Genomic DNA, 17,123 nt, shown 5'->3' on the forward strand with positions numbered 1-17,123 from the left:
GATGATGAGAATACGACTGATAACCGCCGCGCTGGCGCTGGTGCTGTTCAGCGCTCAGGCGCAGGCCCTGACCCTGAATGAGGCTCGCCAGCAGGGGCGGGTCGGCGAAACCCTCAACGGCTATCTTGAACCGCTGCGTCAGGATAAAGAAACCCTTGAGCTGGTGAAGCAGATCAACGCCGCCCGCAGCGACAGCTATCAGCAGCTGGCGGATGACAATAATCTACCGGTGGATCAGGTGGCGAAAATGGCCGGTCAGAAGCTGGTCGCCAGGGCGCAGCCGGGCGAGTACGTGAAGGGCCTTAACGGCAAATGGCTGAAAAAATAGCTATCGGCAGCGCTTGCGATACTCCCCCGGCGAGACGCCGAAGCGCTGCTTAAAGGCGGTGGAAAAATGGCTATGATCGCTGAAGCCCCAGCTGTAGCCGATCCCCGCCAGCTTTTCGTCATCATGGGCGCTTTGCAGCGCGCGGGCGCACAAATCGAGCCGACGATTTTTGATATATTGCGCCACCACCAGCCCCTTTTCCGCAAACAGCCGATAGAGGCTGCGCACCGACATGCCGGTTTCGCTGGCCAGCCACTCCGGGCGCAGATGTTCCGCCTGAATCGACTCATCGATTAACGCCATGATTTTCTGAAACTGCTTATCGCGCCGGGACGGCTGGGCCTCCTGATGATGCAGCATCGGGCGCAGCAGGCAGACGATGGCCTCCAGCGCCGCTTTGCTTTCGCTGGCCGAGAGTTCGGGGCTGTTCATGCTTTCATGCAGCAGGCGCTGGCTGAGCTGGACCATCGGCAGGCTTTTCGCCAGCCGGGTAGCTATGCTGATTTCACTGCCGCGCAGCTGTTGCTCCAGCAGCGATCTTGGCAGCAGCAGGGAGGCCTGACGCGAGGTTTGCTGCCAGATAATTGAACAGGGACGAGACGCGTCGATCAGGGTGATATCGCCGCTTTCCAGCATCGCCTGGCGGCCATCCTGCTCGATCGTCGCCTGTCCCGCGAGCTGGAAGACGGTATAAAACCAGGCGTCGTTATCGCGCTGGATCTCTTGTCGGGTGCGATAAAGATTAATGCCGCAGGCGGTCACCGTGCTGACTTTCAGGTCGCCGGCATAGCTGGCGTCGATCTCACCGTGGAAATTATCAGCCAGCGGACGGGCGGCAAACTGCCCGCAGACCTGATTGATTTTTGCTAACCAATGCTGGTAGTTCTGCCCACGATTTGCCGTACTCATCGCGCATCCCTTGTAATAATAATGTTTTTGCATTGTTGCACTTATGATGCCGGAGGCAAGGGTCAACGGCGGAGTATATGAAAGAACTATTACCTGCTGCACATTTTCTGTCCGCCTCATCGACTTAATTGCGGCGCCTGTCACAGCGGCAACAGCGAATGTCACAGAGAAAAAAGCGTGAATCGCGACCCCGGCATAAACTGAAACCACTATCCGTGAACAATAAGGAAGGGGTATGTCCACATCACAGGTCGCGCTACTCGCCAGCGTGCAGCAGTTTTTAGACAGACAGCATGGGTTGTATCTCGACGGTGCGCAGCAGGCGGCAGAGAGCGAAAAGCGCTTAACCGTCTGGGATCCGGCCACCGGTCAGGCTATCGCCAGCACCGCGGATGCTAACGCCGCGGATGTCGATCGGGCGGTGATGTCCGCCTGGCGCGCTTTCGTTTCCCGCAGCTGGGCAGGGCGTACGCCCGCCGACCGCGAACGGATCCTGCTGCGCTTCGCCGATCTGGTGGAGCAGCACGGCGAGGAGCTGGCGCAGCTGGAGACGCTTGAACAGGGGAAATCGATTAACATTTCCCGCGCCTTTGAAGTGGGCTGCACGCTGAACTGGATGCGCTATACCGCCGGACTGACCACTAAAATCAGCGGCCGCACCCTCGACGTATCGATCCCCTTCCCGCAGGGCGCACGCTATCAGGCGTGGACCAAAAAAGAGCCGGTGGGCGTGGTGGCCGGGATCGTGCCGTGGAATTTCCCGTTGATGATCGGCATGTGGAAAGTGATGCCCGCGCTGGCGGCTGGCTGCTCGATCGTCATTAAGCCGTCGGAAACCACGCCGCTGACCCTGCTGCGGGTAGCGGAACTGGCAACCGAGGCCGGCGTGCCGGACGGCGTTTTTAACGTGGTGACCGGCAGCGGCGCCGGGTGCGGCGCGGCGCTGACCTCTCACCCTCAGGTCGCCAAGGTGAGCTTTACCGGATCGACCGCTACCGGTAAACAGATTGCCCGCGTGGCCGCTGACCGCCTTACCCGGGTCACGCTGGAGCTGGGCGGCAAGAACCCGGCCATCGTGCTGAAAGATGCCGATCCGCAGTGGGTTATTGAGGGATTAATGACCGGTAGCTTTCTGAATCAGGGGCAGGTGTGCGCCGCCAGTTCGCGAATTTATATCGAAGCGCCGCTGTTCGATACGCTGGTGAGCGGCTTCGAGCAGGCGGTGAAGTCGCTACAGGTTGGGCCCGGTATGCTTGAGAGCAGCCAGATTAACCCGGTAGTGTCGCAGGCGCACTGCGCAAAAGTGGCGGCCTATCTTGATGAAGCCCGTCAGCAGAAGGCAGAGCTGATTAGCGGTAACGTGGGGCCGAATGCGCAGGGCTACTATATTGCGCCAACGCTGGTGATTAATCCCGACGCCGGGCTGCGCCTTAGCCGGGAAGAGGTTTTCGGTCCGGTGGTGAACCTGGTACGCGTGGCCGACGGGGAAGAGGCGCTGCGCCTGGCCAACGACAGCGATTTTGGCCTGACCGCCAGCGTCTGGACCCGCGACCTGAGCCAGGCGCTGAGCTATACCGATCGCCTGCAGGCGGGGACGGTGTGGGTCAACAGCCATACGCTGATCGACGCCAACCTGCCGTTCGGCGGCATGAAGCAGTCCGGTACCGGCCGCGATTTCGGCCCCGACTGGCTGGACGACTGGTGCGAAACAAAGTCGGTCTGCGTACGCTACTAGCCGCCTGTTCCCCGGTGGCGGCTGGCGCCTTACCGGGGCTACAAGCGAGTAACTTGCGGATTCTGTCGCCAGTCCTGCGGCAAAATCCGCGCCTCGATACCTCAAATCCGGCTCATCTCCGTATGCCCTGTGGCGCCTTTCTCCGGGAGTAAACCGTCACTCCAGCAAGGACGGGTCGGCGTCGATCATCATCTGCTTCATCTCTGCAAAATGCTGGCGTGAAAAGTCGGCGATCCCCTCCCAGTCCTGCGCGGTTTTCTCCGCCACCGCATCGGAGAGCACTTTCAGCGGCTGCCCCGTTGACCAGGCGGTCACCAGAATCTGGCAGGCGCGCTCCAGAGTCCAGATATCATCGAAAGCCTCGCCAATCGACGGTGCGGTCACCAGTACGCCGTGGTTGCCCATCAGCAGCCGGCGCTTGTCGGCCAGCAGCGACGCCAGACGCGCGCCTTCCGCCGTGGTGTCCGCCATGCCGCCGTACAACCTATCGACGGCTACCCGATTGAAATAGCGCGCCGTGTTCTGATCGATCGGCGGGATATGCGGCGTCTCGAGGCAAGCAACGCTGGTGGTATACACCGGATGCAGGTGCAGTACCACCCGCACCTCCGGCAGGCGCTGGTGGATTTGCCCGTGAATCGCCCACGCCGTGGCGTCCACGTCCGCTCGCCGGGCGCAGGCTTCATCATCGGCGTCCAGCAGCAGCAGGTCGCTGGCGCGGATGCGCGAAAAGTGTTTCCACTTCGGATTCAGCAGGAATTTTTTGCCGTCCGCCGAGATGGCCGCGCTAAAGTGGTTGGCCACCGCTTCGTGCATCCCGAGATGGGCGATGATGCGAAAGGTCGCCGCCAGGTCGATACGCGTCTGTTCTTCATAAGAGCGGGCCATATGATTACTCCGCTTTCGGCATTAGAGTCTGCAGATCCTCTGGCGTCGGCGCCTGGAAGTTATATTTCTTCAGCAGCGCGGCGTATTCCGGCGTCGCGCTGTATTTCTTCAGCCCTTCCTCCAGGGCGGTTTTCACTTCGCTATTGCCTTTTTTCACCCCAAAGCCGTTGAGCACCGGATAAATTAAGGTTTCGGAAGAGATGGTCACCCGATCGCCAAGCTTGTCGATCACGCCGCGCGCCACCGCCGCATCGGTGATTTGCGCCTCAACCGCCCGCGAGAGCAGCGCCTGGGTGGTTTGCGGGTCGGTGGTGTATTCACTGAGCGCTATCGGCTTCAGGCCCTTTTTCACGCAGTAGTCGGCGGAGAGCTTTTGCAGCTGCGCCAGCCATGACGTCGCCCCCATTGAACCAATTTTATGACCGCAAAACTCTTCCGGCGTTTTCGGCTGATAGTCGCTGCCTTTCAGCGCGAGGATCGCTTCGCCGCTTTTCAGATAGGGCACCATATCGATAACCTTCAGACGCTCGGCGGTGATGTACATTGACGAGTTGGTGATATCGAAGCGTCCGCCCTGCAAGCCCGGAATCAAATTCGGAAACCGGGTATCAATATTCACCGCCTCGCGGCCCATGGTTTTCGCCAGCCCGGCAAGAAACTCGATATCGAACCCGGCGGGCTTGTTGTTTTCCATATATTCATACGGGAAAAAGGTCATATCCGAACCGGCGGTGATTTCCCCCGGCTGCTGGAAGGCCTGGGCGCTAAAGGACGACAGGGCGCCAGCGGTGCAAAGGAGCAGGGCAGCAGGGCGGAAAGCTTTAAAACGTTTCATACAACCTCCAGAGAGTGGGCAAATTACATGCTGGCGCGATCGGTACCGGCCTGCTGGACGAAAAAGGATGCGCCGCGCGGTTTTTGCGGCAGGCGTAAATGATTCACGGTACTGCGCACCAGGCCGCTCTCTTCCCCGGCAACCATCTGCCCGGCGTGCGCGCTGGGCAGCGGATTTTCGCCGTACGGCAGGGCATCTTCCGCCGCGTAGACGCTGATAAACAGCGTCCGCGGCAGGTCGGTTTCATTGGGGCTGGAGGCGTGGAGCAGACGAGTATGCATAAAGCACACCGATCCCGCCGGGCCGAAACAGGCCTGCGGCTGCTGGCAGTAGGTCGCTTCAACCTCCCGATCCACGGCGCCGGTAAAACGATCGTTTTGCCAGTGGGACCACAGCGGCCCCCGATGGCTTCCCGGCACCACGTTGAGCGGGCCGTTCTCCGGCGTCACTTCGCTGACCATCAGCAGGGCGGTGATGATGTCGTCATTGCTGTGGGGGGTAAACAGAAAATCCTGGTGCCATTTTACCTGCGTGGCGGTGTGCGGCAGCTTGGAGTTGATTTTGCTGTGATGGAAGCGGGTCCCGCTGCCGCCGATCAGCTGGCCGGCAATCGCCGCCATTCTCGAATCAAGCGCGGCGTGGCGGTAGGCGGCGGAAATCTCCGTGGGGGAACTCACACGGCGCAGCGACGGATGATGGGGCGCGTGATCGCTTTCGAGGTCGAAACGCGGCCGACCGTCCAGGGTTTCGCCCCACACCTCGCTATGCTGTCGGCTCTCTTCGACCCAGGCGTCGAAATCGGCCTGCAGCAGCGCGACATCCTCGGCGGAAAGCACCTCTTCGACAACCAGAAAACCCTGCTGATGAAACTGTTCGATTTGCCACTGCGCGATCATATTTTTCTCCTTTCGGGAACGGAGGCGTTAAGCCAAAGAGACATCTTTCAGGAAGGCGTCCACGCGCGGATGCTGGCCGTCGCGCATTGCCTGAGGCGTGTCGTCGCAGACCACGCGTCCTTTTTCCATAAACACAATTCGATCGGAAACCTTAAAGGCGAAGTTCATTTCATGGGTGACGATCACCATGGTGATGCCTTCATGGGCCAGCGATTCGATAACCTGCAGAACCTCGTTAACTTTTTCCGGATCCAGCGCCGAGGTGGGCTCATCGAACAGCATAATTTGTGGGCGCATCATCAGGGCGCGGGCAATCGCTACCCGCTGCTGCTGGCCGCCGGAAAGCTGATGCGGATATTTCCACGCGTGTTCCAGCATGCCGACTTTATGCAGCAGTTCGCAGGCGTGCTGCTTCAGCTCGCCTTCGCTGGCCAGATGGTGATAGCGCGGCGCCAGCAGCAGGTTGCCGAGTACGGTCAGGTGGGGGAACAGGTTGAAGCTCTGGAAAACCATGCCGATATTCTGGCGATGCTCGCTGTTCTCCATAAAACGCGGCTTCTGCTGCCCCTGGCGGTCAAGGTGAATAAAAGGCTGGCCGTTGATTTTGATCTCGCCGTTATCAATCTGCTCAAGGCCGTTCAGCAGGCGGATCAGCGTGGTTTTACCGGAGCCGGACGGGCCGATGACGGAGACCACTTCGCCGGGCTGAATTTGCAGGCTGACGGCGCCCAGCACTTCGACATTGTTATAGGCTTTATGCAGCTTTGACGCCTGCAGCGCCGGTTCCTGCGCGACGCTAACGCTGCGGGCCATTGCCGGACGCCGCGCGGTGGCCAGCTGCTGCATTTCTTCATCCACCAGTCGCGTGGTCTTACGCTGGGTGACGTCGAGCCAGGTCTCGAGGCGCTTAAGCAGGAAATCAAACACCGTGACGATCAGGATGTAGTAAAACGCCACCGCCGCCATGGTCTCCATGACGAGGAAATTCTGCGAATAGAGGCGCTGGCCGACCATTAAGATCTCGGTCAGGGAGATAACCGACACCAGCGAGCTGAGCTTGACGATGGCGATATACTCATTAGCCAGCGCCGGCAGGGCGACGCGCAGCGCCTGCGGGATCACCACACGCCACTGGGTGCCAGCATAGCGCAGCCCGAGCGCGCGGGCGGCTTCGCTCTGTCCTTTGGGAATCGACAGCAGTCCGCCGCGATGAATTTCAGCAATATAGGCGGCTTCGCTCAGCACCATCGCCAGCAGTCCGGCCCAGAACGGGTCGTTCAGCACCGGGGCGAAGGAGGGTAGCGCCTGCGGCATGTTGTAGACAAAAATCAGCAGCACCAGCAGCGGCATGCTGCGAAACAGCCAGATATAGAGGCGGGCAGGCGCGTTAAACAGCTTGCGCGGCGACTGTTTGGCCAGCGCCAGAATAAACCCCAGCACAATGCTGAAAGCCCAGGTCAGCAAACTTAATTTGATGACGGTCCAGGTGGCCTGCCAGAAATCGACATCGCTGAGCAGGCTTAACATATAGTTCCAGTTAAACGTCATGGGCTATTTCACTCGCCATAATTAACGGAAATTAAGGCGATTCCCCTGTTCTAAAATGGGGAGCCGCCGGCGTTCATCTTGCCATGACACTATGCTGGCTCTCTTCGACCGGTGGCAATTAGTAAATTTTTGGCCTTTAAGTTTAAAAAAACTATACAGCTATATTAACCTCAGGGAATTTAACGCAATTAATGAGAAACAGCATTGAAACAACTTAAAAACAATCACCCTTATTTTTAAACCTAATTTTTCGTAAAATGACAATTTGTGCAATATTGGGGCGCGCCGCGGGCGAATAAGGTGCAGGGCGATGCTTTATGGTGCAATAGGCGAAATCAGGCAAAAAAAGAGGGCGGGTTATTAAATAGAAACGGCGGCTATTTGCCGACGAGGTAAAGCGCAAACGGCATGGCACGATGCTTGCAGGCTGCTTATCGTAAAACTAAGCCCGTTCGTAATAAGACAATATTTTATCAATGGTGAAGCGATGAACCGATTTACCCTAAAACAGCTTAAATATTTCGTGACGGTGGTGGAAACGGAGAGTATCGCTGAGGCTTCCCGTCAGCTGCACATTGCCCAGCCGTCGATCTCTATTGCGATTAAAAACCTCGAAAGTACCTTCGACCAGCAGCTGTTTATTCGTCACCATGCGCAGGGCGTATCCCTGACCTCAAGCGGGCGGCGCTTCTACGATAAAGCTAAAGAGCTGCTGCGGCTGTCCTATGAGTTTGAGCAGAACTCGCGGGCGGATAAAGAGCTGGTATCTGGGACTATTTCCGTCGGCTGCTTTGAATCCGTCGCGCCGCTGTATATGCCAAAACTGGTAGCGGGATTTAAAAAAATGTATCCCGAAATCACTCTCCAGCTCTACGACGGCGAACAGCATGAACTGATGCACGGTCTGCACCGCGGGCGCTTCGATCTGGCGCTGGTCTACGACCTGGAGCTGGGTCACTCCATTCATAAAGAGCTGCTGAACGCCCCGCATAAACCCTATGCTTTGCTGCCCGCTTCTCATCCGCTGGCGCAGAAAAAATGCGTCACGCTCCAGGAATTAAGCCGGGAGCCGATGATTTTGCTCGATGCGGTCCCCAGCAAAAACTATTTTGTCTCGATATTTAAAGAGAAAGGTTATCACCCGGAAGTGGCCTACAGTTCGCCGTCCATAGAAATGGTGCGCTGTATGGTCGGGCAGGGATTAGGCTTTTCGGTACTGGTTACCCGTCCGCTGTGCGATATGACCTATGACGGCGAAAAGCTGGTGCAGCTGGATATTGCCGACGAAATGCCCGCATCGACATTAATTATGGCGCATCTTGCCAATAATGAACCCACGCGTCCGACGCAGCTATTTATGGATTATTGCCGCAGCATAGAATTAACGCCGCATCAGCACGCGTAATTTAATTAACGCGGCCGAAAGCGTTATTTTTTTGTCGCGTCATTCAGCCTCGTAAATTTCTATTCAGACGATCGTTTTATAATAATTTACCATTTCATCACACTTACTTAACCTGAGTTCTGTCAATCCCGGCGGATAAGCCGGACAACCGTGCTTGAAGGACACAGATATGACAGAGCAGATTACAGAGATCGATACCCTGGTGGTAGGCGCGGGGCAGGCGGGCGTCGCCATGAGCGAGCATCTGACGCATCACGGCATTCCGCATCTGGTGCTGGAAAAAAAGCGCATCGCTGAGGCCTGGCGCAGCGGCCGCTGGGATTCGCTGGTGGCCAACGGCCCGGCCTGGCACGATCGGTTTCCCGGCATGACCTTTCCCGGCTGCGACGCCGACAGCTTTGTCGCCAAAGAGCAAATCGCCGACTATTTCGCCGCGTATGCCAAAACCTTTAATGCACCGATCAAAACCGGCGTTGAGGTCTTTAGCGCCGAGCGCTTAAACGGCCGTCCGGGGTTTCGCGTGGAAACGTCACTGGGCGTGATTGAGGCGCAGCGTATCGTCGCCGCTACCGGGCCGTTCCAGCGCCCGGTGATACCGGCCATCGCGCCGCAGGATAGCGCTGTACAGCAGATTCATTCTGCGCACTATTTCAACCCGCAGCAGCTTCCGGAAGGCGGCGTGCTGGTGGTTGGCGCGGGGTCGTCCGGCGTGCAAATCGCCGATGAGCTCCGCCGGGCGGGGCGCGCGGTATGGCTCTCCGTCGGCGCGCACGATCGCCCGCCGCGCCGCTACCGCCAGCGCGATTTTTGCTGGTGGCTGGGGGTGTTAGGGCTGTGGGATGCGGCGGCCAATCAGCCCGGCAAAGAGCACGTGACGATTGCGGTCAGCGGCGCGCGCGGCGGTCATACCGTTGATTTTCGCCAGCTGGCGCACCAGGGAATTACTCTGGTCGGACAGACGCACGGCTTTACCGAGGGCAAAGCCGTTTTCCGTGCCGATCTGGGGGACAACATTCGTCTCGGCGACGCCTCCTATCTGGCGCTGCTCGACGCCGCGGATGAGTATATCGCTCGCAACGGGCTGTCGCTGCCGGAAGAGCCGGAAGCGCGCTTTTTCCTGCCCGACCCCGATTGCCTGACCCAGCCCCTCACCGAGCTCGACCTGGCAGCCGCGGGGGTGAGCTGCATTATCTGGGCTACCGGCTATACCACCGATTACCGCTGGCTGAAGGTCAACGCCTTTAATGAACAGCAGCGCCCGCAGCATCATCGCGGCGTTTCCAGCGAACCGGGCGTCTATTTCCTCGGTCTGCCGTGGCTCTCCCGCCGTGGCTCAACCTTTATCTGGGGCGTCTGGCACGATGCGAAATATATCGCCGACCAGATTGCCATTCAGCGCCAGTATCAACGCTATCAACCTTCCTGCTAATGCCTGATTTGAGGACGCAACCTATGCCAACCCATACCCGTATTCGGATGTTTAACACCAAAGAAACCTATCCCAATCAGACGCTCAATAACGATCTGTGCCAGGCGGTGCGCGCGGGAAATACCGTGTACGTTCGCGGTCAGGTGGGTACCGATTTTGACGGCAATTTGATCGGCCTGGGCGACCCGCGCGCCCAGGCAGAACAGGCGATGAAGAACGTTAAACAGCTGCTGGAAGAGGCCGGCAGCGATCTGACGCATATTGTGAAAACGACGACCTATCTGATCGACCCGCGCTACCGCGAACCGGTGTACCAGGAAGTGGGGAAATGGCTTAAAGGCGTGTTTCCTATTTCGACCGGCGTGGTAGTGTCGGCTCTCGCCCAACCGCAGTGGCTGATGGAAATTGACGTCACGGCGGTGATCCCTGACGACTGGCATGCGCAGGAGGCACCATGACCCTCTCTATTTCCGCCCTGTGCCCGGAGTCAGGTCAACTGGGCATTGCGATTAGCTCATCCAGCATTGCCGTCGGCGCCCGCTGCCCGTGGCTGCTGGCGGGCGTTGGCGCGGTGTCCAGCCAGAACATCACGCTGCCCGCGCTCGGACCGCAGATCCTTGCCGGGCTTGAGGCGGGACTCACGCCGCAGCAGGCCCTGACGCAGGCGCTGGGCGAAGACCGGTTTAGCGATTATCGCCAGGTGGCGGTCATCGACGCCAGCGGCGAGAGCGCCGTGTTCAGCGGCGAGCATACGCTCGGCATCTGGCAGCTGGCGCAGGGCGAGAACTGCGTGGCGGCGGGGAATATGCTGGCCAACCCGCAGGTGATTACCGCCATGACGGCGGCGTTCGAAGCCGCCAGCGGCGAACTGGCCAGTCGCCTGATCGCGGCTTTGCAGGCGGGTATCGATGCGGGCGGCGAAGCCGGGCCGGAGCACTCGGCGGCGCTTAAAGTCGTGGAGGATTACGCCTGGCCGGTGGTGGATTTACGCGTCGACTGGGCGGAAGAACGCCCGGTAGCGGCGCTGGAAGCGCTGTGGCTGGCCTACGAGCCGCAGATGGAAGCGTACATCACCCGCGCGCTTGACCCGCGCGAAGCGCCGACCTACGGGGTGCCGGGCGATGAATAACCGCGTGCGTGAGATCCTCGGCGCGCTGCTGGCGTTTGATACCACCAGCCGCGAGTCGAATCTGGCGCTGATTGCCTGGATCGGCGACTTTCTGCGCGCGCGCGGCGTGGCGTCGCAGCTGTTTTATGACGACGAAGGGCGCAAGGCAAACCTCTATGCCCGCCTTGGGCCAACCGGCCCCGGCGGGGTGATGCTCTCCGGCCATACAGACGTGGTGCCGGTGGATGGTCAGGCGTGGACGGTGCCGCCGTTCGCCCTTACCGAACGCGACGGGCGCTACTACGGTCGCGGCAGCGCGGATATGAAAGGGTTTATCGCCTGCGTGCTGGCGTCGCTGGAGGCGTTTCTTGCCGCGCCGCTGCGGATGCCGCTGCACCTGGGGTTCTCTTATGATGAGGAGGTTGGCTGCCTGGGCGTGCACAGCCTGGTGGATTTTCTCCGCGCCTCCGCCGGGAAACCGGCGCTGTGCATTATCGGCGAGCCGACCGACATGCGCCCGGTCTACGGCCATAAAGGCAAGCTCGCGGTGCGCTGTCGCGTGGAAGGGCACGCCTGCCACTCGGCCTACGCCCCGGAAGGGGTTAACGCGATCAGCTATGCGGCCAGGCTGATTTCCCGGCTGGACGCGCTGGGTGAAAGCCTTGCGCAGCAGCAGGATAGCCGGTTTTCGCCGCCCTCGGGCACGCTGCAGGTGGGGACGATTCACGGCGGCGCGGCGCTGAATATCGTTCCGCAATCCTGCTGGTTCGACTTTGAAATTCGCTATTTACCCGGCACGCGCCCGCAGGCCGTGACCGACGCCCTGGGCGATTATGCCCGCGAGCAGCTGCTTCCGGCGATGCGCAAGGTGGCGCAGCGCAGCGATATTCATTTCCAGACGCTGAGCCACTATCCGGGGCTGCTGAGCGACCCGCAGTCAGAGTTCGCCCGCTGGCTGGCGCAGTGGTGCGGCAGCGACGATTTCACCACCGTCGCCTACGGCACCGAAGGCGGCCTGTTCGATGAGGCGGGCGTCGCGACGCTGATCTGTGGGCCGGGCAGCATGGCGCAGGGCCACAAGGCGGACGAATATATCAGTATCCCCCAGACCGAACGCTGTATGGCGATGCTGGAAAACCTTTGCGCCTGGATGCGCGCCGATCCCTCCGATTCTCTTCGCTGATTTATCAACACAGGATGGCGACTATGCAAAACCCGAACTCCCCGCTTATTGATCAACAGACCGTCGACCGCTGGCAGGCCGACGGCGTCGTGATACTTAAAGGCGTGTTCACGCCGTGGATCGAGAGCCTGTCGCGCGGCGTCGCCGCGCTGATGGCGAACCCCAGCGAGTACGGTCACGCGCGAACGGTGATCCCCGAGGACGGCTCGGCGCCGTTTTTTCAGGACTATTGCAACTGGCAACGAATCCCGGAATTTCGCGATTTTGTTTTTCAGTCGCCAGCGGCGGAGATCGCCGCGGCGCTGATGGGGTCGCAGACGGCGAAGTTTTTCCACGAGCACACGCTGGTGAAACAGCCCGGCGGCAGTACGGTAACGCCATGGCACCACGATCAGCCCTATTACTGCGTGGAGGGGCGGCAGAATGTCAGTCTGTGGATCCCGCTCGATCCGGTAGCGGAGGCGATTTCGCTGCGCTGTATTCGCGGTTCCCATCGCTGGGACGATGAGTTCAGCCCAACGCGGTTTAACGGTTCAAAGCTCTATTCCCATTCGCGCTTTAAAGAGCTGCCGGACATTGATGCCCATCAGGAGGATTACGATATCGTCAGCTGGGCGCTGGAGCCGGGCGATGCGGTCGCTTTTCATTTCCGCACGCTGCATGGCGCAAAGGGCAATTCAACCGCCCGCGCGCGGCGGGTATTTTCCGCCCGTTGGGTAGGGGATGATGCGACATTCGCCGACCGCGGCGGCGTGACGTCGCCGCCGTTTCCGGGGCTTAAGCTTCGCGACGGAGAGCCGCTTGTCGCCGATGAGTTTCCGCAGGTCTGGCCGCGGTAGCGGGCCCAGACCACGTTGCGGATAGATGTTTTTACTCTACGACTGAGGGGATCCAAAGCCCATTCCCTCTTCTTTTTCTGGTTGTTCCAGTTGCCAACCAGCTTTGTCATAAGTTCGGTTGAATGCTCACAATGGGTCGTATCCCTGCCGCAAAGGTAAGCGGGCCAGAGGTTCACAGTGAGTTTTAAACTGTTGGCGATATGCTTCAGTAGCGCATCAGAGGTTTTTTATCTGGGGGCAAAGCCGAAATTTTTCAGATAGCAAAGAAGGACGGCAAAACCAAAACGGCTGGCGGGTTTATGTTGACCACTTATAAGGCCAGATCATGCTTACTGAATGTCCCACTTGGACTGCGTTAATTCATCGTCTGGCAATGCGAGTAATGATTCTCTTCCGACAGAGAAAAAATATGCCTCCTTGCCATATAGTTTCCCTAATAAATTATTCGATTTCTTATTTTTAACAAAAATGGTTATCGCATCAGGGTAGGCCTAATTGCGATAGGTAAACCCATTCAATAAATAGCTTGCTGAATAACACTATCATAATACTGAATGCCCCTAAAAGATCATTGCGACTTATATTTCAGCGTGATTATATTCGCATAAATGATTAATCATTAAGAATTGATCGGTTTTTATAATATATACGCTAAATTTAAGATCCTTATCACATTTTAAACGTTCTTCCACGGGCATCATTATTAATGAAGGCCGTACCCGAATCATAAGGATATGTAGCATATTACATATTTTTGGCGTTTCTATGCCTTCTGTCATATATCTATTAATGAGGGGGGGTTATGATTATTGAAAAATTAGTCGGAGCTGATATTTGTAAAACTGTTAATGCAGGTTCCGTCCCGTTGGATTCATACACTTTCGCATCACCTGCACTCACAAAAAATGCAGGTGGTAATTTTATGGCTGCGAGTAACGGTGATACTGAGAAGGAAGCCCAATTCCGAATGAACCAAACGGGAAATATATTTTATGTGTCTACTACACCGGAACTTACTCACAGGACTAAAGATCTATTTGATAGTGTCACAGTATTGTTCGCTGCCATGACCGCAGCGCTTCATGAGACAAAAAAATCATTATTCGATTATGAAGCATGGAGTAATTTAATCGGTGGATCTGGATTTTTTGTTGAAGTGCAAAAGACCAGAAACATGATGACCATTAAAAACAGCGGTGTTACCGTTAACACTCAGATTATTCAGCAGCTTCTTCCTGGTTTAAGTGGCGGCAGCGCTATGGAGATTGCAAAAGGTGTACTGAGTGCAGTAAATGGTGAGTTTCAGGCGGTTGAGCGCGATGAAAATGCCAAACTTGGCCACATCCTTTTCATCTGTGAAGAGCTTTTCGGCGCTCCAAGCGTGACCGTACGCTTGTTCTTTGCGTCAAAAAAATCGCACAGTGCAATCACACAATCGCCGTGCCACAAATCTGTCACTACAACCTTTGAACAATTGCAGGAGTCCAATACGTTCCTGTTTGTATCACCGGACACTATAGCTAAATACGCCAAACTATTCACTGAGCAACCGGAGGAATATACGAACTTAATCGGTCGCCTTAAAGAATTGATTAAATAAGTCAACACAGAAATCCACGATAGGCTGTGAATCAACAGCCTATAATGATACTGAATCGCCACGGGTTTAACAGACCGACCCCCTGCGTCAGTGTGAAAAATATTAAGTAGTTCAGAAACGAATTACGTGGAAAACAATATGGTTATAGTCGCCCGAAAATAGTGAGGCAGGACTGAGGAGATGTCATGGAAGTTTACGATCTGTTTGGTTACCGGCTCTGCTTCTGTTAAAGCTAATTTGCGCTGTTCAATGCAAAGGGAGTAGCCAGAGGTATCGCAAGAACAAGGTAAGTACCGCTGGCAGGGCGGCACTGTTGCTTTAGCGTAGGCCGCCGTCAGGTTTATAGGCCGTTTATGACGTCAGCCGATAGTGCGACTGCACCAGTCCCGAAGGGAAGTTGCGGCTTGATAACAGCGTCAAATCGATATCCCTGGTCAGGGATCCGAACAATGGTTTTCCCGAACCAAGCAGGACAGGAACGGTCGTGATAACGATATCGGCGACCAGACCTTCGCGCAGGAACGACTGTATTACCTGCCCGCCATCCAGATAGACGCGATGCGCGTTTTGCGCCGCCAGGTCAGCAAGCACTTCGCCCGGCGTGCGGCTTGAGAGCTGCACTTTGCCCTTCAGCGCCTCGGGAATGGCGGTATCGGTTAGCTGTCGGGAGAGAACCAGTACGGGTCGATCGTAAGGCCATTGGTCAAAAGTCAGCGCCTTCTCATAGCTCCCCCGGCCCATAACGATCCAATCTTTGTCCGCGATGAATGCGGCATAGCCATGATCTTCTGTCGGGTCATCGCGCTGCAACAGCCAGTCGATATCGCCATCCTGTCGGGCGATATAACCATCAAGACTGACCGCGATAAAAACATGTGTGGTGACCATCAAGTGCTCCGTAGACAGCTTATATTTATGCCGTTGAGTTTAGGGGGAGGTGTTTTGTCCACATAATATGATTCAAGCTTTGCCAGCCAAAATATTCAACATGCGGCGTAATGGTTCCGCTGCTCCCCACAATAGCTGATCGCCAACCGTCAGGACCGAGTAGATAGGTTCATTGTTTAGCGACATTTTCTTGTAACGGCCAATACCAACCTTAAGCGAACCGCTGATACAGGCCGGTGTCAGGGTACTGACACTCTCTTCCTTGTTATTGGGCACATAGTTAACCCAGGGGTGGGAATTCATCACTAATTCTGCAAACTCCTCTTCGTTGACTTCACGCTTGAGCTTAAGGGTTATAGCAGCGCTGTGGCAGCGGATCACGCCGACGCGTATGCATAAGCCGTTTACCGGGATCGTACCGGGAGACAGGCCTAAAATTTTGTTGGTTTCCGCCTCACCTTTCCATTCTTCACGGCTGTTGCCATCGCCTAAATCGCTGTCGATCCAGGGAATGATGCTGCCCATCAAAGGTGCACCGAAGTTCTGGGTCGGCATATCAGCGCTGTTAATCAATTCACTGACCTTATTAACTAACGGAAGCACTGAACCTGAGGATGCCAGCTCATCCGGAGATAAATGGCGGCTTATGTAGGCACTTTGCGCAATGAGTTCCCGTACATACTGTGCACCAGCACCCGATGCGGACTGGTAGGTCATCACACTCATCCATTCGATCAAGTCAGCCTTTATCAACCCAGCCAGCCCCATAAGACTCAGCGTAATGGAACAGTTGCCGCCGACAAAAAGTTTAATACCTTCTTTAATTGCACGATCGATATTGTTGCGGTTGACGGGGTCGAGAATAATGCAGGCTTTCTCATCCATCCGTAGCGCTGAGGCCGCGTCAATCCAGTAGCCTTCCCAGCCATGGTTAAGCAAAGCAGGGTATATTGCTTTGGTATAATCCCCGCCCTGGCAGGTTATGATGATGTCCATTTCGGCCAGCGCACTTACGGAATTAGCATCTTTAAGTGTGTAGCTGACGCCATCAATGACAGGACCGGCGGCTCCTGCACTGGAGGTGCTGAAAAAATGCGCCGATATATTGTCGAAGTCGTTCTCTTCGATCATTCGCTGTAGCAAAACAGAACCGACCATTCCTCGCCAACCAACAATGCCAACCTGCTTCATTTGCTTAACCCTAATTACGTTATGAGAATGTTAATTTTCTTCGAGGCACGTTATATCTCATTCCAAATTAAAGGTCATTACGAACAACATCCGATTCCGTCATTATTAAAATGTTTCATATAGCATCAGCGATTTTTATCTCTTCCATAGCTAAAAATCCATTGCAAGTATTTGATATGAAATCAATAATATTCAGGTCGATATCCTGCGGTATTCGCGTTTAAAGGAAAGAACAGGCTTAAGACATCCGCTTCTGGCATATAGCTGCCAGACTCAACAAAGCCAGGGTTTGCAATGAGGAGGAGCGGGCCTTCAATGATGTGTATCAGACTCTCTTTTAC

General features: G+C 56.4%; 16 protein-coding genes and 1 pseudogene. 9 read left to right on the plus strand and 8 right to left on the minus strand.

The features are described 5' to 3' along the window. Positions 1-4 precede the first annotated feature (4 nt). A complete protein-coding gene (locus tag ABLU96_RS12610; protein WP_014838317.1) occupies positions 5-328 on the plus strand; it encodes a YdbL family protein in 324 nt (107 codons plus the stop codon). On the opposite strand, the gene feaR is transcribed toward ABLU96_RS12610, so the two are convergent. Beyond that, positions 329-1,237, minus strand: a complete 909-nt coding sequence (gene feaR, locus ABLU96_RS12615; protein ID WP_025107961.1) for a transcriptional regulator FeaR — start codon at positions 1,235-1,237, stop codon at positions 329-331. A gap of 235 nt (positions 1,238-1,472) precedes the next feature. Here feaR and ABLU96_RS12620 point away from each other — a divergent pair, with 235 nt between their 5' ends. Next, on the plus strand, positions 1,473-2,972 hold the full coding sequence (locus ABLU96_RS12620; protein WP_049082367.1) for an aldehyde dehydrogenase family protein: 1,500 nt from the start codon (positions 1,473-1,475) through the stop codon (positions 2,970-2,972). A 156-nt stretch (positions 2,973-3,128) separates the two neighbouring features. On the opposite strand, the gene ABLU96_RS12625 is transcribed toward ABLU96_RS12620, so the two are convergent. From ABLU96_RS12625 to ABLU96_RS12640, 4 genes are read right to left on the minus strand one after another with little or no spacing between them, the layout of a single operon-like run. Next, a complete protein-coding gene (locus tag ABLU96_RS12625) occupies positions 3,129-3,860 on the minus strand; it encodes a class II aldolase and adducin N-terminal domain-containing protein (RefSeq protein WP_032720803.1) in 732 nt (243 codons plus the stop codon). A 4-nt stretch (positions 3,861-3,864) separates the two neighbouring features. Continuing rightward, positions 3,865-4,695: an ABC transporter substrate-binding protein gene (locus ABLU96_RS12630; protein WP_064406336.1), complete on the minus strand. Its 831-nt coding sequence runs from the start codon at positions 4,693-4,695 to the stop codon at positions 3,865-3,867. Positions 4,696-4,718: 23 nt separating this feature from the next. Further along, the gene (locus tag ABLU96_RS12635) at positions 4,719-5,591 is read right to left on the minus strand and encodes a phytanoyl-CoA dioxygenase family protein (protein WP_064406338.1); all 873 of its coding nucleotides are present in this window, start codon (positions 5,589-5,591) and stop codon (positions 4,719-4,721) included. A gap of 27 nt (positions 5,592-5,618) precedes the next feature. Continuing rightward, entirely contained in the window at positions 5,619-7,139 is a 1,521-nt protein-coding gene (locus ABLU96_RS12640) for an amino acid ABC transporter permease/ATP-binding protein (RefSeq protein WP_064406340.1), read from the minus strand. Positions 7,140-7,626: 487 nt separating this feature from the next. On the opposite strand from ABLU96_RS12640, the gene ABLU96_RS12645 reads away from it, so the two are divergent. The 6 genes from ABLU96_RS12645 (at position 7,627) to ABLU96_RS12670 (ending at position 13,103) form a co-directional block, all read left to right on the plus strand. After that, entirely contained in the window at positions 7,627-8,544 is a 918-nt protein-coding gene (locus tag ABLU96_RS12645; RefSeq protein WP_009653045.1) for a LysR substrate-binding domain-containing protein, read from the plus strand. A 169-nt stretch (positions 8,545-8,713) separates the two neighbouring features. Then, positions 8,714-9,973 carry an NAD(P)/FAD-dependent oxidoreductase gene (locus tag ABLU96_RS12650; RefSeq protein WP_064406342.1) on the plus strand — a complete coding sequence of 420 codons (1,260 nt, stop codon included), beginning with the start codon at positions 8,714-8,716 and terminating at the stop codon, positions 9,971-9,973. A gap of 23 nt (positions 9,974-9,996) precedes the next feature. Beyond that, positions 9,997-10,431: a RidA family protein gene (locus tag ABLU96_RS12655; protein WP_004139129.1), complete on the plus strand. Its 435-nt coding sequence runs from the start codon at positions 9,997-9,999 to the stop codon at positions 10,429-10,431. Then, a complete protein-coding gene (locus tag ABLU96_RS12660; protein WP_014229145.1) occupies positions 10,428-11,102 on the plus strand; it encodes a DUF1028 domain-containing protein in 675 nt (224 codons plus the stop codon). The genes ABLU96_RS12655 and ABLU96_RS12660 overlap by 4 nt, the downstream gene beginning before the upstream one ends. Further along, positions 11,095-12,264, plus strand: a complete 1,170-nt coding sequence (gene argE, locus ABLU96_RS12665; RefSeq protein ID WP_064358481.1) for an acetylornithine deacetylase — start codon at positions 11,095-11,097, stop codon at positions 12,262-12,264. The genes ABLU96_RS12660 and argE overlap by 8 nt, the downstream gene beginning before the upstream one ends. A gap of 23 nt (positions 12,265-12,287) precedes the next feature. Then, positions 12,288-13,103: a phytanoyl-CoA dioxygenase family protein gene (locus tag ABLU96_RS12670; RefSeq protein WP_064406344.1), complete on the plus strand. Its 816-nt coding sequence runs from the start codon at positions 12,288-12,290 to the stop codon at positions 13,101-13,103. A gap of 110 nt (positions 13,104-13,213) precedes the next feature. On the opposite strand, the pseudogene ABLU96_RS12675 reads toward ABLU96_RS12670, so the two are convergent. After that, positions 13,214-13,527: pseudogene (locus tag ABLU96_RS12675) on the minus strand (DUF4158 domain-containing protein); the annotation flags it as partial. Between the two features lie 378 nt (positions 13,528-13,905). On the opposite strand from ABLU96_RS12675, the gene ABLU96_RS12680 reads away from it, so the two are divergent. Continuing rightward, positions 13,906-14,703, plus strand: a complete 798-nt coding sequence (locus ABLU96_RS12680) for a hypothetical protein (protein ID WP_064375766.1) — start codon at positions 13,906-13,908, stop codon at positions 14,701-14,703. A 351-nt stretch (positions 14,704-15,054) separates the two neighbouring features. On the opposite strand, the gene ABLU96_RS12685 is transcribed toward ABLU96_RS12680, so the two are convergent. Next, positions 15,055-15,591 carry a dihydrofolate reductase family protein gene (locus ABLU96_RS12685; protein ID WP_064406346.1) on the minus strand — a complete coding sequence of 179 codons (537 nt, stop codon included), beginning with the start codon at positions 15,589-15,591 and terminating at the stop codon, positions 15,055-15,057. A 72-nt stretch (positions 15,592-15,663) separates the two neighbouring features. Further along, entirely contained in the window at positions 15,664-16,782 is a 1,119-nt protein-coding gene (gene asd / locus ABLU96_RS12690) for an aspartate-semialdehyde dehydrogenase (RefSeq protein ID WP_014838326.1), read from the minus strand. Between the last annotated feature and the right edge of the window lie 341 nt (positions 16,783-17,123).

The organism is Klebsiella sp. CN_Kp106, from assembly GCF_040064575.1.
GTDB lineage: Bacteria > Pseudomonadota > Gammaproteobacteria > Enterobacterales > Enterobacteriaceae > Klebsiella > Klebsiella michiganensis.